The sequence below is a fragment of the Paenibacillus sp. GCM10028914 genome, assembly GCF_042666275.1.
Lineage (GTDB): Bacteria > Bacillota > Bacilli > Paenibacillales > Paenibacillaceae > Paenibacillus_AQ.
Genome location: NZ_JBHTFO010000002.1, coordinates 111,211 through 125,895 on the forward strand (window position 1 = coordinate 111,211; position 14,685 = coordinate 125,895).

General features: G+C 42.3%; 13 protein-coding genes. 8 read left to right on the forward strand and 5 right to left on the reverse strand.

The features are described from left to right. The first annotated feature begins 27 nt into the window (after positions 1-27). Complete coding sequence (locus ACFQV5_RS01325) at positions 28-852, forward strand: MerR family transcriptional regulator (RefSeq protein WP_379242829.1); 825 nt, start codon at positions 28-30, stop codon at positions 850-852. Between the two features lie 69 nt (positions 853-921). On the opposite strand, the gene ACFQV5_RS01330 is transcribed toward ACFQV5_RS01325, so the two are convergent. Genes ACFQV5_RS01330 through ACFQV5_RS01345 form a run of 4 tightly spaced genes read right to left on the reverse strand, consistent with a single transcriptional unit; the run spans position 922 to position 3,982 of the window. Next, positions 922-1,437, reverse strand: coding sequence for a thioredoxin domain-containing protein (locus ACFQV5_RS01330; protein WP_379242831.1), 516 nt, complete (start codon positions 1,435-1,437; stop codon positions 922-924). Positions 1,438-1,460: 23 nt separating this feature from the next. Continuing rightward, entirely contained in the window at positions 1,461-2,471 is a 1,011-nt protein-coding gene (locus ACFQV5_RS01335; RefSeq protein WP_379242833.1) for an aliphatic sulfonate ABC transporter substrate-binding protein, read from the reverse strand. 1 nt (position 2,472) lies between these two features. Continuing rightward, complete coding sequence (locus ACFQV5_RS01340) at positions 2,473-3,174, reverse strand: ABC transporter ATP-binding protein (protein ID WP_379242835.1); 702 nt, start codon at positions 3,172-3,174, stop codon at positions 2,473-2,475. Positions 3,175-3,202: 28 nt separating this feature from the next. Beyond that, complete coding sequence (locus tag ACFQV5_RS01345; protein WP_379242837.1) at positions 3,203-3,982, reverse strand: ABC transporter permease subunit; 780 nt, start codon at positions 3,980-3,982, stop codon at positions 3,203-3,205. A gap of 319 nt (positions 3,983-4,301) precedes the next feature. Here ACFQV5_RS01345 and ACFQV5_RS01350 point away from each other — a divergent pair, with 319 nt between their 5' ends. Together ACFQV5_RS01350 and ACFQV5_RS01355 are read left to right on the forward strand one after the other, a co-directional pair. After that, positions 4,302-5,006, forward strand: a complete 705-nt coding sequence (locus ACFQV5_RS01350) for a demethylmenaquinone methyltransferase (RefSeq protein ID WP_379242839.1) — start codon at positions 4,302-4,304, stop codon at positions 5,004-5,006. A gap of 124 nt (positions 5,007-5,130) precedes the next feature. Continuing rightward, entirely contained in the window at positions 5,131-6,297 is a 1,167-nt protein-coding gene (locus ACFQV5_RS01355) for a DUF4317 domain-containing protein (protein ID WP_379242841.1), read from the forward strand. A 93-nt stretch (positions 6,298-6,390) separates the two neighbouring features. On the opposite strand, the gene ACFQV5_RS01360 is transcribed toward ACFQV5_RS01355, so the two are convergent. Next, a complete protein-coding gene (locus tag ACFQV5_RS01360; protein ID WP_379242843.1) occupies positions 6,391-7,962 on the reverse strand; it encodes an acetamidase/formamidase family protein in 1,572 nt (523 codons plus the stop codon). A 345-nt stretch (positions 7,963-8,307) separates the two neighbouring features. Here ACFQV5_RS01360 and ACFQV5_RS01365 point away from each other — a divergent pair, with 345 nt between their 5' ends. From ACFQV5_RS01365 to ACFQV5_RS01385, 5 genes are all read left to right on the forward strand, one after another. Beyond that, positions 8,308-9,366 (forward strand): LacI family DNA-binding transcriptional regulator, encoded by a 1,059-nt coding sequence (locus tag ACFQV5_RS01365; protein ID WP_379242845.1) that lies wholly within the window; start codon positions 8,308-8,310, stop codon positions 9,364-9,366. Positions 9,367-9,754: 388 nt separating this feature from the next. Further along, positions 9,755-11,026 (forward strand): Gfo/Idh/MocA family protein, encoded by a 1,272-nt coding sequence (locus tag ACFQV5_RS01370; RefSeq protein ID WP_379242847.1) that lies wholly within the window; start codon positions 9,755-9,757, stop codon positions 11,024-11,026. Positions 11,027-11,120: 94 nt separating this feature from the next. After that, positions 11,121-12,098 (forward strand): ABC transporter permease, encoded by a 978-nt coding sequence (locus ACFQV5_RS01375; protein ID WP_379242849.1) that lies wholly within the window; start codon positions 11,121-11,123, stop codon positions 12,096-12,098. Between the two features lie 19 nt (positions 12,099-12,117). Next, positions 12,118-12,990, forward strand: coding sequence for a carbohydrate ABC transporter permease (locus ACFQV5_RS01380; protein ID WP_379242851.1), 873 nt, complete (start codon positions 12,118-12,120; stop codon positions 12,988-12,990). A 63-nt stretch (positions 12,991-13,053) separates the two neighbouring features. Further along, the gene (locus ACFQV5_RS01385; RefSeq protein WP_379242853.1) at positions 13,054-14,655 is read left to right on the forward strand and encodes an extracellular solute-binding protein; all 1,602 of its coding nucleotides are present in this window, start codon (positions 13,054-13,056) and stop codon (positions 14,653-14,655) included. Positions 14,656-14,685: the final 30 nt, after the last annotated feature.

Here is a 14,685-nt window from a genome sequence, read left to right on the forward strand (position 1 = left end):
AATCATAAACGCCAGGTGATAAATATTATGGAAAAATATAAGATTGGGGATTTCGCTGCTAATCTAGGTGTAACTCCCGACTTACTCAAACATTACGAGAAGTACAATATTATCAGCAGTGAGAAGCGGGGGGAAGGTGGATACCGTTTCTATCATTTCACTCAAGTACCACAGATTCTAGAAAGTAAAAAATATCAAAAACTAGGCTTTAAGCTTCGTGAAATTGAAAATATGTTACACCATAATCCCATAGATACCTTAGTTGATAGCCTTTTCGACAAAACAGAAGCATTAGCTGAAGAAATTAGAGATAAACAGCTTGTGTTACATTATGCTCAAAATTTATGTAAGCTATTACGAGAATTACAGGATGATACCTTTAATGGTAAATGGTATATCGGAAAGCTAGATTCGTTTTATTTTTTTCCGCATTCCAAAGGCTATAACTTTGCACCTCAATCAAAATCTGTTCGAAATCATCTATCTAATTGGATCAATTCTATACCTGTCGTGGAGCAATGTTCGCGTATATCTTTCAATAATAAGCGATATAATAATTTGACTTTTGGCCTTTCTGTTAACAGGGAACATGCTGAGGCTCTTAAGCTTTATGTTGAAGATCCTGTTGAGGAATTTGTTGAAAGCTGGGGGCTTATCTATCAAAGTACACAAGCTGGGGGAAGTCCGAAAGAACAAGACTTCATTAAACGGATTCTGGAAAAACCTTTTCATGTGTTAGAAAAGCATCATTTAACGCCGAATGGAGATATCCTCATTCGAACTTTACTAGAAACCCTTGATAAGGGTGAAAAAAAATATCACCGTATGATAATGATTCCCTTGGAGAGCTAAAAACCAAACCCCGAAACCACAACGGTTCCGGGGAAGATTGTTTAAGTATTTCAATATCATAATAATTCCTTATACTAAAGCCTCTTCAACTTCTTTCTTCAAGTCCTTGGCATCAAGCTCAACAGGGTATTGAAACTCTTTACCGTTAATAAATACGGTCGGCACCATCGTAACCTGACGTTGAATGGCTTCAGCTATAATCTTTAAACTTAATTCAATATTCTCGGGCTGCTCTTGTAAGCCATACTCTTCAGTTAACAGCTTTTTAATCGAATGGCTGTCAGATTCGCTCCACTGGCTTTGTTTGTCAAATAAATCCTTCATCAGCTCGTAGACCCGCTGTGGATCTTTATAATCTAAAAATGCGTTTGCTAGCGTGCCGTATAACAGCATTTCGCGTGGTTTGTCATAATGCTTAATGACATATTGTACTTGTCCGCCGGTAATATAAGGGGTCAAGATTTCGTCAGCAGCTTGAAAGAATGTGGCGCAATACGGGCAGGCCAAGTTTAAAAACACTTCTACTTTTACAGGTGCATCTGTCTTACCGTAGCTTAAAAATGCATTTTCGATAATGGTAGTCATGTGCAATCCTCCAGTGATTGAAATTACTTGACGTTGCTTGGAATAATGGAACTGTCAATGTTAACGGCTTCTTTGATGCTGATCTTGGAAGTGAGTAGTCCGGCTTCAACGAATTTGTCAGCAAGCTTTTGCTGGCTTGCAATAATGGTATCGTCGATCTCTTGTACACCAAATGTACGGCGGTCATTGGCTTTTTGAATAGGTTCTACGTCCAGCCCCAATTCCGTGGATAAGATATTAGAGATCTCTTGTTTATTGTCGTTTGCCCAAAGATCGGCGTTGTGCAGTTCTTGGAGAATGATTGTCACGACGTCCGATTTTTGATCCAAAAGGTCTTTGGTTGCAAAATAGAAGGTCCGATTCTCCGAATTGTCAGTGCCATTCACAATGGTACGCGTCTCAACGGTATTCTCTACAATTGCTAAGTATGGATCCCATGTACCGTATACGTCGAACTCATCTTTTGTAAAAGCAGCTAATCCCTCGGCAGCATCTTTATAGAACTTAATGTTTACATCTTTCTGGTCAATTCCTGCCTTCTCTAAAGCGACCAACAGCAAGTAATGCTGGTTGCCTCCTTTGGTTACCCCGATCGTTTTCCCCTTCAGGTCATTTACACTCTGTATGCTTGAATCGGCTTTAACAACTAAGGCAACACCTTCCGGATAAGGGGATTCAGATGCAACATAGTTCAGCGGGTGACCGCCGGCTTGCATAAATACGGCGTTGCCGTCTGAAGCATGACCGAAGTCGATATTATTCGTGTTTAAAGCTTCCAGTAATACGGTGCCGGTGGAGAAGACTTTCCACTCCACTTTGTAGCCTTTTTCATTTAACGCCTTATCTAAATTACCGTGTTCTTTCAAAATGTTTAACGTATTTCCTTTTTGATAACCGATGGTAATAACGCCTTTTTGATCGCTTGCAGGTGTACTAGCTGATCCACCTTCAGAGCCAGCGGTAGTGTCTTTTCCGCAAGCTGATATAACTAGTGCAAAGATGGCAATTAGAGAAATCCAAAGTGTTTTTTTCATGTTAAACCCCTACCCCTAATATTTGATTTAGTATTTTTTCTTCATAATAAGTAAATTTATCACTGCGCTCCCGAGGCCTTGGTAAATCAATACGTTCATCCAGTTGAATGGCACCCTGGTCGATTACAATCACGCGATCCGCTAAACGTACGGCTTCCGTTACGTCATGGGTCACTAGAAGAGAGGTAAATCTCTGCTGCTGCCAAAGTTCCTCAATAAGATTTTGCATTTCAATTCGGGTTAACGCGTCAAGTGCACCAAGCGGCTCATCAAAAAGTAAAATATCAGGATTGCTCGCTAATGCCCGGGCCAGGGCAACACGCTGCTTTTGCCCGCCTGACAGCTGGTCAGGCCAATCCTTCTGTTTCTCGATCAATCTCACTTTTTCGAGAGATTCCTTGGCAACATTCGGATCAACTGCGCCAAGTTCAATGTTCTTTATAATGTTCTTCCACGGCAAAAGCCTATCATCTTGGAACATGATGCGGATTTTTGGATCGTTATCATCTTTACCGGAAATATGTAAGGTGCCTTTCGTGATTTGCTCCAGCTTAGCAATAATTCGCAGCAATGTACTTTTGCCACAGCCGCTTCGTCCCACGATGGCGGTAAAGCTTCCTGGTTCGATCGATAGGTCAATATGATGTAATACTTCGATATCGCCATAACTTTTGCCGACATTGTTCAGTTCTATCTTGGTCATAGCAACACCCCCCAGTTGATTCGGCTAGTTATTTCTTACGGAAAACGGGATTCCAGTTTAAAAAGCGGCGTTCGAACATTTTGGCAATGACATCGGACAGCTTTCCAAGTATCGCGTATAGAACGATGGTTAGGACGACAATGTCCATTTGCATGAATTCACGAGCACTCGTTGCCATAAAGCCAATCCCTGAATCTGCGCCAATGGTCTCTGCCACGATTAGAGACATCCACATCACACCAAGTGCATAACGAATACCAACTAGAATGGAAGATAAGGAACCAGGCAAAATAATGTTCACGAACAATTTCCACTTGGATAATCCATAAACGGATCCCATCTCGATGAGCTTACGGTCCACATTTTGAATGCCGCTGAACGTGTTGATGTATATGGGAAACATGACACCAAGCGCAACGAGAAATATTTTCGCCGATTCACCGATACCGAACCATAGAATAACTAGTGGAATGAGTGCTAAATGAGGGATAGTACGGATCATTTGCATCGTGGTATCCGTCGTTCTCTCGAAAAACTTAACCGTTCCATTTAATAGGCCTAGAACAAAACCGATAATGCCTCCAATGAAAAAACCGATTAAAGCACGTTGTGTACTAATCAGAACATGCTCCTGTAATTTACCGGACTGCGTTAATTGAACCCCGGCTTCTAAAATTTTCAATGGCGTAGGCAGTATGGTTGAGCTGATAATCCCGGATTGCCCAAGGATCTGCCAAAGCACAATCGCTATGATTGGGAGAAGCCATGGAACCAATTGATTCTTATACCATTGATTGATTGTTTTCATCTGCTGACCACCCGTCGCTGGAGAAATAATAGAAAAAGGAATAAGTTGGATTGATTATAGGTAATTCCGATTGGAATTGTCAACATTAAAAAATGGTAATGTTGTTTAAATATGCACAAGTGACCACTTAACTGGAAAAATGAACGTATGAGCGAGAAGATGGAGATAAAGCATCCCATTATTCCGTATTTTTATGAACTGCGGCGTAATGAAGACTACCCTCGCTCATTATTGTTAATTATTTATGGTATATTTGTATTCTCAGCTAGTGGGCAACAGGCGGCAGTTCTATATTGGATTTGTGGAAGAGAGGGATTTCATGTCTGAACAAACAAAAGCGGAAAGAGTTCACAATGTATTTGAAAAGATTTCGAATCAATACGACTCGATGAACTCGATTATTACGTTTAAGAGACATATCGCATGGCGCCGGGACATCATGAAACGGATGAATGTTCAAGAAGGAAGTAAAGCTCTTGATGTGTGCACTGGGACCGGGGATTGGGCGATTGCTATAGCAAATGCTGTAGGAACGCATGGAGAAGTCATTGGATTAGATTTTAGCCAAAATATGCTCAAAGTTGCACAAGATAAAAAAGATCAACAAGCTTTAAAGCAGCTTACACTTATCCAAGGAAATGCCATGGAACTTCCATTTGAAGATCATTCATTTGATTATGTAACCATTGGTTTTGGTTTAAGGAATGTACCCGATTATTCAACCGTGTTACGGGAGATGTACCGAGTAACCAAACCAGGCGGACAAGCCGTTTGTTTGGAAACATCTGAGCCCACATTAATCGGTTATAGACAAGCTTCTCTCTTTTATGTTCGCTATATCATGCCCCTGCTTGGAAAGTTCATCGCCAATAGTTATGATGAATATTCATGGTTACAGGAATCAGGTCGTCATTTTCCTAATAAAAATGTACTGAAACAAATGTTTTTAGATGCGGGGTTCACCAAAGTCGATGTGAAAAGCTATAGTGGCGGCGTCGCGGCAATGCATATGGCTATAAAATAGATAGGATCATGGCAGTCTGCAACGGAACTGAAGAAAAGTGACGCTAAAACCCTTCTAGCGAAGGGTTTTACTATCGTATATACTGGTAAAGCCAATTTACTTTCTAGGAGTTGTCTAACGAACTATGAACAAGAAAGAAGTCGCGCACATACGTAAGCAATTTAAGCTGGATAATGATCTGATGAATATTTACGATATTCTTAATGTCTACATTATGAAGGAAACGAACGAAATCTATCACTGGGAGCGGCATCCTTTTGAGTTAGTGGACCGTGAGAAGCAGGAGCTGTACATGGGCAATTTCAAAAAGCTGCTGACTGGTGAATTGGATCATAAGCTGTTCGAGTTGAAGTTTCTGCAGGAAGCTGAAGATCCTTCGCGAGAGCTGCTGCACCAAGCTCTGTTGACCGGAGATCCCGATGAATGGAAAGACTTGATGCTGCTGTTAGTAGAAAAAATGATGGTCGATACGAAGTATGAACGGGATACAGTAATTACGTTCGTACGTGGACAGTATTACCGGCCGACCAAGGCGAGGAATGAGGAAGCCGAGGAGACTGGGAAGGACGAAGTGTTTGGGCATCCGTTCATTTTATGCAGCGTGAACTCTACGGAGAAGCAGCGGAAGGCTCTCTTGTTTGACTATGTGGAGAGAGAGTTTAAGTACAATATCATTGTAGATCCGATTATCAAGCTTAGCACACCGGAGCAAGGGTTCTTTTATCCTAGTGTGACGGACAATTATTCCGACGTGAATCGGGTTCTATATTGTACGGGGAAATCGAACGATCCGAATCAGCATTTCATCGAACAGGTCTTGAATGCCGAAAGGAACATGACGGCACTTGAGGAGAGAGCGATCTTCGAAGATATTGTGAGGGAAGTGGCGGGTGAAGAACTCGACGCGACTACGATCGGGCAGTTGTATGAGGAAATACACCAAATTATCGAATCCAACCAGGAGGAGGAAGAACCTCCGAAGCTGGATTATACAGATGTGGAACGTGTGTTGACCGTAAGCGGCATAGAGGACGTGACGCCGGAGAAAGTGGAACGAGCGTTTGAGACGATTGTCGACGATAGGAATTATGAACTGAAGGCGAACAGCGTAATACCGAAATATACGTCAAAATCAATTAAGATCAATACCAAAGTAGCCACGATTTCGGTCAGCCCACAGGATTTAAAGTATGTGAAACAGGTGAATTTTCAAGGCCGGCGGTGCGTTATGATCGAGGTCGACGAAGATATTGTCATCGAAGGATTTACGCTTAGTACAGAGACATTATAGAATATGTCCCTTGGATACACCAAAGTCCCCCTTGATAGCATTTTTAGCTATCAAGGGGGACTCTTTTTAATGAGGAATTACGTAAGAGGGGGATTAATCTAGCGAAGGCGTTACGGTGGCATTCAGCACATTTCCGCTGGTAGTCCAGTTGACATGGGCTTCAAAAAGAACGGGGATGGTCTTGATCGGAATCATAGTTACGCCATCTTTCTTGATTGCGCTATCGCTGTTATATACGGCTTTGCCGTCAATTTCATAGATGGCCTGCCCGATAGGGACGGTCACGGTCTTACCATGGGCAACCGCTACTGCAGCGTGCAGCTTAGGATCCCATTTCACTTCATAACCGAGGTTTTCTGCCAGCACACGGAGGGGAACATAGAATTCGTCCTGAATAATGGAAGATGCCAAGGTGGAGTCGTTGATATCTACAGACAACTTGAGGTTGTTAATAAAATGTCGTTTATCAATGAGGGCGTGTATTCCTTTGGTTCTGTCGACCACCTGGGAGACTTCATAGTCCGTAGCCGCACTCATGTAGGCGTAAGCCGTTGCACGGTCCATGCCCAGCTTCTCATTCAAGAATCCAAGCGCTTCGCGAACCGCTTCCTTCATGGCCTCATCCAGATCGGGATCGAGACCGACGGGAATCCAGTAATCCTCCGTTTCAGCAAAAGGCTGCTTGAGTTCTGCTCGCGGAAGAGAAGGATCGCCTGCTTTCAGCACTGTCAACCGGAAGGTACCGCGGAGAGAAGCTTCCATTGCCGTCAATGCAACTTCGCCATCTCCCTGTGCAAAGTGAGGGTCGCCAGTATAGAAGAGTCCGCCTTTAACCTGGATCGGAAGATAGAGGGTAGACCCGACACCCAGCTCGTTAATATCGATGTTACCGCCAGTTTCGATCGGCGGAATACTGCTTACTTTTTCGCTCGTATCCGGGGCGACGCCCATAAGTCCCATAAAAGGTTTGAGAGGGAAGCGGACCTCCCCGCCTTTCTCAATCGGAAGCACACCATAGAGCTTGCCGTTGATTTCTTCTACCGGTGTGAACTTGGATATATTTTGATATAACGCAGGATTTGCTGCATTTGCGCCATCCTTGCGCCCGTCGTTCTCGGGATATTCGCCGGGAAGGGCTCCTTTGTAATGACGATTGGATATCACACCATAAGGAACACGGGGTGTAAGAGACAGCACCTCGACCTTGAGCACATCTCCAGGCTCAGCGCTTTGGATTTCGATGGGTCCCGTTACGACATGCGGCCCATCTTTGTCAAAATCATGTTGAAGCTCAGAGGAGGCAATCGCTTTTGCGTCATCAAGTACTTGATCAGGATTAACACCGAATGAAGCAAAATACTTCTCCGGATCCCTTCCTTGGTCTTCGAGGATTCCTTCATGGGATAACGTATCAAACGTGATGGTGCTGCCGGATGCAATGGATAAAATCGGCTTGCTGTCGCGATTCGGAAGGTATCCCCAGCTGATGTTTTCCAGCTTACTGGACACATAATAATCTGCCTTGACTTGATCTTTACTAAAGGCTTGCAGGATAGGAAACCTATCAGCGGTTGCGGCTTGTGCGGGTACTGCGCTTAATAAAGTAAGAGTACATAAAGCTGCTGTCAGTGAATGAAATCGAAGACTTCTCCTTTTTGATGTCATGTTTTCTCCCCCGAATCCTATGTAATTTATGAATATAGGAGCATTATATATCGAAAATGAAATTTTTAACAATACCTATGTCAGGTTATTTAACATTTGCTGTTCAATATTTTTGAGAATGATTTCCTGAAGGGTGATTAATATCGAAGTTCTACAAGGGAGAAATATTCATTACTTTTGGTGGTTTGGACACTGCAAATCTAACAAACGGTGGCTTCTTTGTGTTATCTATGTGTGAGGAGGACGTTTAATTAATCTTCTTGTGTAGAAATGATTGGAATAATGGTATGATCAAAATATCAAATATATTTGGAGCCAATTTGGCTAAGAGGAATGGTGGGAAAATTGACAAAACTTAAAGATATAGCTGAGCGAGTAGGTGTGTCTATATCTACGGTCTCTCGGGCAATCAGCAATGATAAAAACCGCCCGGTGAATGAACAAACAAAGCAAAAAATATTCGAAACAGCGATCGAACTCGGATACTCTTTCAAAGAAAAATACAGTCCAAAACTTAATCATAATGTTACACCTGTAAAGCAGATTGCTTGTATTGTTCCTCGGCACCTTCTGGGGGACCACCCTTACTTTTCTCAAGTGCTGGAAGGATTTCATGATCAGATAAATGAGTTGGATCAGCTTCAGGTCATCGTCCGCACTGCGGATGAGATTGCTGGACCTGATGGGATCAGGACACTGATCCAAGAAGCGGGCGTCCAGGGAATAGTCGCGATTAGTTGGTATGATAAAGAGTTGTTTGAGCTTCTCGATCATTTGAAAATTCCAATGATAGGGGTTAGCTTTAATGATGAGGAGCTTTCAATTCCTGTCGTAGACTGCGATCGAATCTACTCTGCGAGAGTAGCTGTCAGGCATTTGATAGACCAAGGACATTCAAAAATCGGTTTTATCGGTGGTCCTCCTTATTCGGAGTGTATGGATAATGATGAGCGATATATGGGGTATAAATTTGCTATGCTCGAGAATAACTTTCCATTCCCGAGTGAATGGATTATTAATACCCATTGGCAAGTAAATAATAGCTACAGTATGCTGTCGGATTTGTTGTCAACCTATCCAAAAGAGGAGTGGCCGACTGCATTCTTTTGCGCAAGCGATATGCTGGCTATTTCTGCGATGAGAGCTGTAGTGGAAAAAGGGGGACGCATACCACAAGATATTGCTTTTGTTGGAATGGATGATATCTCAGTTGCTCAATATACCAGTCCTCCACTTACATCTGTGCGTGTTCCTAAATATGAAATTGGAAGGGGAGCGGCACAGTTTATGGCTAATTATTTAGAGGGGCAGTACCCATTCTTACCTAAAGTTTTACTGCCGTGTAGTCTGATCGTGAGAGAGTCATCTACGTTCGATCGAAGATCGTATAACTCGGTGAGCTAAGCGAATAGGGACAAGAAAAAAACCTGACGTCATCATAATGACATCAGGTTTTTTAGCGTCTAAATACAAATGATGAAGTTGGATTCAATCCAAACAATCCAAAAAATAATCTTGACACACCAAATAACGCTATATTATCATGAATGAAATCCAATTGGTTTGGAAAAAAATCCAAAATACTACGAAAGGCGCAGAATTGTAACTAAAATCATTCTTAATTACTTCTCTTTATGACAGCGATTACATTCCTTTATTAGAAGCACTTCCATACACTCTCCCCTTGATTACATATTAACTTCTTGTAAAACACCAATAACCAAATTATTATCCAAAAACTTAATGCTTGTCTGAGTTTCATCAAGAACGATCTAGAAAGGCAGGAACTATCATGAAGAAATTATCAGCTGTTCTCATTGGAGCTGGAGACAGAGGAGCCCGTGCATATGCTCCATTTGCACTTAAATATCCACATGAGCTTGACATCGTAGCCGTGGCAGATCCGAACGTGGATCGAAGGCACAAAGTTATGAAGGAGCATCAAATTTCAGAGGAGAATGGTTTCGAATCGTGGGAAACATTGCTGAATGGTACTCAGAGGGCTGACATTGCCATTATTTGTACGATGGATCGCATGCATTTGGGACCGACGATCGCAGCACTAAAGTCGGGCTATCATGTTCTCCTTGAAAAGCCGATGTCACCAGACCCGCTTGAATGTATCGAAATGGAACGTACGGCGAGAGAGCAAAATAGACTCTTAACCATTTGCCACGTACTGCGGTATACCGAGTTCTGGTCAAATATTAAGAAGATCATAGACGAGGGACAGATTGGAGAAGTCGTTTCGGTTCAGTTAAATGAGAATGTTGAATTTATGCACATGTCACATAGCTTTGTTCGAGGCAACTGGAAGAACAAGGAACAATCAAGCCCGATGATTTTACAGAAGTCCTGTCATGATATGGATATTCTCTCCTGGATTATTGATAAACCTTGTTTACGGGTGAGTTCCTACGGTTCATTAATGCATTTTAACGAGAATAACGCTCCTCTTGGCGCGCCAGACCGCTGCCTTGATGGATGTCCTGCCGAGAACGATTGTCCATTCCATGCCGGTAGATATTATCTCGGAGAAGGTAAAGGCTGGGCGAGGAAGTTTACCGAAGATCATACGAATGAAGGGATCATTTCCGCGCTGGAAACAACGGATTACGGAAAGTGTGTTTATAAATCGGATAATAATGTAGTCGACCATCAAGTTGTTAACATGGAATTTGAGGGCGGGACTACAGCCACATTCAGCATGTGCGGTTTTACGAGAGAACAGACAAGAATCGTACAGATTATGGGGACCAAAGGGGAGATTCGCGGGAATATGGAAGATAACTCTATTTCCCTGTTTAACTTCCTAACAAAGCATGAATCGATAATACGTCTTTCCGAGCCTATTGGCGGACATGGCGGTGGGGACGCGAAAATCGTTAGAAGTTTTCTGAATGAAGTAAGACATTACGACGTAGGAGTTACGAGTTTGTCTTCAGCAAGTGTATCTTTACGCAGCCACTTAATGGCTTTTGCAGCAGAAGAGTCTCGCATGCAGAAGGGCAAATCGATTGAACTGGATGAATATTACCATGAAATCGCGTTGACTAGCGTTTAAGTGTTGAGAACAATCTGAAGCTCATAGGAGACAAAAGTGTAAGAAGCAGTGAAGTGCAATCTCCAGAATGAAGTATAAGGAAGTGAAATCGTAGATGAGTGAGTTAACACAGATTGAATCTAAAAAACTGGATAATGATCAAATTCACATTCAACCTTCCCGGAATAAAAAGAATAAACTGAAAAATTTATGGAGCGAGCGTTATCTATTCCTGCTGCTGCTACCAGGTCTTGTCTATTTCATTGTTTATCGCTATCTACCGATGGCAGGGAATATTATAGCATTTCAAGATTTCAGTCCCTTCCAAGGATTTCTGAAGAGCGATTGGGTCGGCTTCAAGCATTTTAAAACGATATTTGAAGATCGGGAAGTCGTTCGAGTATTGTGGAATACCCTATATTTATCCTTCCTTCAAATTCTCTTTGCCTTTCCGGTTTCGGTTATTTTGGCCTTAATGCTGAATGAATTGCGGAGTAATGCTTTTAAGAGAGTTGTTCAATCCATCGTATATCTGCCCCATTTCTTATCCTGGGTTATTATTGTTGGGATCTCGACCGTTCTATTGAAATACAACGGGATCATTAACAAGTTTCTAGATACTGCTTTTGGTATAGATGCCATCGGTTTTTTACAGGACCCCAATTGGTTTATGCCTCTAATCGTACTGCAAGTAATATGGAAGGAATCGGGATGGGGAACGATCATTTTCCTTGCTGCTCTTTCCGGAATCAATCCGAGTCTTTATGAAGCTGCGGCCGTAGACGGGGCGACTCGTCTAAAACAAATATGGCATATTACATTGCCAGCTTTGAGAGCCACAATCGTAATCTTGTTAATCTTGAGACTTGGAAGCGTACTTGATGTTGGCTTCGAACAGATCTATCTCATGTTGACTCCGTTTACGATGGAGGTTGGTAATGTTCTGGACACTTTTGTCTATTTCAAGGGGATTCAGGATTCCGACTTTAGCTTCGCTACAGCTGTAGGATTGTTCAAGTCCGTTATTGGATTCATTTTGATCGTTGGAGCGAACCGGTTGTCGAAGCGGTTTGGTGGTGACGGAATCTACTAGAGGAAAGAGGGGGAAACCTGTGCTCTATAACACAAAAAAGGACAAGATACTCGATATTGTCAATATTGTTCTCTTGGCGCTCATTGCACTCACGATGCTCTTCCCGTTCTATTATATGTTTGTTGTATCTTTTGCAAGTTATGAGGATTATGTAGCGTCCGAATTACTTCTCTGGCCTAAAAAGTGGGTACTGGATGCTTACGAATTCATTCTGTCTTCCAAAGAATTTATGAGGTCGATTGGAGTAACGGTTTATGTAACCGTAGTAGGTACAATTGTCAGCTTGTTGATCACGTCTATGATGGCGTATGCCTTGTCAAGAAAAATAACAGGCCAAAGATTTTATATGGTTATGGTGCTGTTTACATTTGTATTTAGCGCAGGCATGATTCCATCCTACATGATTGTTCAAGAAACCGGTTTGATGGACTCCCTATGGGCTCTGATTATTCCGGGAGCTGTAAGCTCCTTTAACCTTATCGTCATGCGGCAATTCTTCTTAAATGTCCCTTATGATTTAACGGAAGCCTCTATCATTGATGGCGCTAATGACCTTCAAATCTTCGGGAGAATTATTCTTCCATTATCGAAACCTGCATTAGCTGCATTTGGATTGTTTTACGCAGTGGGATTATGGAATGCTTACTTTAATGCTCTACTTTATTTAAATGATCCGGCTAAATGGACGTTGCAGGTTATTTTGAGACAAATGATTATCCTGAATCAAGGCAATCTCGTCGATCCTGGAACAGCAGGCTTTGTAAACCCACCTCCAGCGGAAACGATTGGTATGGCTGCCGTACTTGTGGCGACGATTCCAATATTAATTGTATATCCATTTCTGCAAAAGCACTTTGCGAAAGGAGTGATGCTTGGTTCTGTAAAGGGATAGAGCATTAGACTTCATTATTTTTCGCAATTTCCGGTTTTAAAAAAGAAGGGGGATTGTATCACGATGAAAAAGGTTTTGATGCTGACTTTGGCGGCAGTTATGGTTACTGGGTTACTAAGCGGATGCACATCTAAAGGTGAGCAAGGCGCTTCCGGAGGAGATAAGGCTTCAGCTAGTGGAGATACAGCCATGACGATTACTTGGTTTGATGGGACTTGGGCAAGCCCTGTTCCAGAACTAAATAATGAAGCGAACAAGAAGCTGAATGAGAAGTTTAATATTACGTTTAAGCCGCAATACATCCCATTTGACTTATATACAGATAAACTTACTGTTAAGATGGCTTCAGGAGATATCCCGGATGTCATTGGAACGGAACTTGTCGATGCGAACTATGTGAAGTGGGCAAGACAAGGTGCGTTTTTACCTCTAAACGATTATGTCGATAAGTATGAGACATATAAATCTATTCCTGATTCCGTATGGGATGCGGTAAGCGTAGATGGAAAAATTTATGGTATCCCGTTGTATTTTCCTGCAAGTGGAGGAAAGAAGCCACTGATCCGAAAGGATTGGCTGGATAAGCTGGGTCTCGAAATGCCAACTAACTTTGAAGAGTTAAAAGATGTTGCCGTCGCATTCGCTACGCAGGATCCAGATGGAAACGGGAAAGATGATACCATCGGATTAGGTTTGGCTAAAGGCATTGTGTATGACCCATCCTTTGGGGCATACTGGAGCAGCACTTGGTATCATAAGAACAGTGAAGGACAATTAATTCCGGGACAAATCTCCCCAGGAGTTAAAGAAAAGGTCACAGCAATTAATGATTTATATCAAGCGGGTGCAATGGACAAAGACTGGACCACCAAGCCATATAATGATGTATTTAAAGATTTCAACGCAGGTAAAGTTGGAATTTGGTACGAACAGGTAGGAACGAATAAAGGGGCACAGGCTGGAGTACTTGATATTCCGACACTCAAGAAAAACGCCCCGGGTGCTGAAGTTGTTTCCATGCCAGCATTTACAGCACCGGATGGATCACAGGGATACGTTTCAGGTTCAGGCTATTATCGAGTTTGGATGCTCAGCTCTGCTCTGAAGAAGGATGAGGCAAAAGTAAATAAAATACTAGAAATGATAGATTATATGCAACAGTATGTTCCAGCAGAGGAACAAAATCCTGACAATGAATATTTTGACTGGATCTCTGGCGGTGAAGGAAAAGGCTACAATATGGTCGATGGTGTTCCAGAACCAACAGAAGAATCTAGTAAGTACGCTCCAAAAGCCCTTTTCAATGATTCTTTGGGAGGCTGGGCAGTAGGAGACGAATCGATGAGAGACTATGAAGCTCAATCCAAAACGCCGGAATCCAAAGCATTTAACAAAGATATGGTAGGAATGCTTGAGAAGTCTGATTTCTACATTAGTCCGGTTGGACGGATTCAATCTTCAGTTTACTATTCTAAAATCTCTGCATTGAATGAATTTGCTACCAATGAAATGACTAAATTTATGGTTGGCCAACGCCCGATTTCGGATTGGGATAAATATGTTGAAGAGTATTTGGCGAAGGGCGGCAAAGAGGTTATCGATGATGTGAACAAGCTTCTAAGCGAAGCGGGTATTCAAGGCGAGTGGAAAAAAGCTGGACAATAATTGAAACTTCGAAGTGAACCATGTGAAATC